The organism is Paraburkholderia sp. Ac-20347, from assembly GCF_017104805.1.
Lineage (GTDB): Bacteria > Pseudomonadota > Gammaproteobacteria > Burkholderiales > Burkholderiaceae > Paraburkholderia > Paraburkholderia tropica.
This window is the reverse complement of sequence record NZ_JAAGPN010000638.1, coordinates 1-810: the sequence shown is the minus strand read 5'-3', so window position 1 is coordinate 810 and position 810 is coordinate 1. Positions and strand designations below refer to the sequence as shown.

At 73.1% G+C, this 810-nt stretch carries 1 protein-coding gene and 1 pseudogene; one reads left to right on the top strand and one right to left on the bottom strand.

Annotated features, from left to right (window positions below; all coding sequences use genetic code 11):
- On the top strand, positions 1-632 hold a 632-nt coding region (locus G3N97_RS39160), incomplete at its 5' end, for a helix-turn-helix domain-containing protein (RefSeq protein ID WP_205998048.1).
- Positions 633-711: 79 nt separating this feature from the next.
- On the opposite strand, the pseudogene G3N97_RS39900 reads toward G3N97_RS39160, so the two are convergent.
- Positions 712-810: pseudogene (locus tag G3N97_RS39900) on the bottom strand (carbon monoxide dehydrogenase); the annotation flags it as partial.

Here is an 810-nt window from a genome sequence, read left to right as displayed (position 1 = left end):
GCGCTTTCGTGCTCGCGCACGCCGGTCTGCTCGACGGCCGTCCGGCCACCACGCACTGGGCCGCCGCCGACGCCTTCGCGCGCCGCTTCCCGCGCGTGCGCTTCGACCCGCACGTGCTTTACGTCGACGACGGCGACATCCTCACTTCGGCGGGCACGGCAGCAGGACTCGATTGCTGCCTGCATCTGCTGCGCCGCCTCGCGGGCACCGACGCGGCCAACTACGTCGCGCGCCGCCTCGTGGTCCCGCCGCATCGGCAAGGCAATCAGGCGCAGTACGTGCAGCAGCCGGTCGCGGCGCGCGGGCGCGGCGACCGGCTGTCGGGTCTGCTCGACTGGGTCCGCGCGAATCTGGACACGCCCCACACGCTCGACACGCTGGCCGAACGCGCGCTGATGAGCCGCCGCACCTTCACGCGCCAGTTCCGGCTGACGACGGGCGCGACCGTCGGCGCGTGGCTGCTCGGCGAGCGTCTCGCGCGTGCGCAACAGTTGCTCGAAAGCACCGATCAGCCGATCGACGCCGTCGCCCAGCGCGCGGGCTTCGGCTCGGCGGCGTCGCTGCGACAGCATTTCGTGCAGGCGTTCAGCACCTCGCCGTCGGCGTGGCGGCGCGAGTTCCGGGGTCAGTGAACGAAGAACGGGAAGCGGATGGCGCGACGGCGCGCGGCGTGAGCACGCCGCCGCCGGAACGCCGCGACGACTGCGGGCGTCAGCCGCCCGTGAAGAAGCGCGCCGCGTAGAGCAGCAGCGCGACGAAGAAGATCATCGCCGCCCACGCCCAGCTTGGCATGGCGTGCGGCGCGCCGCA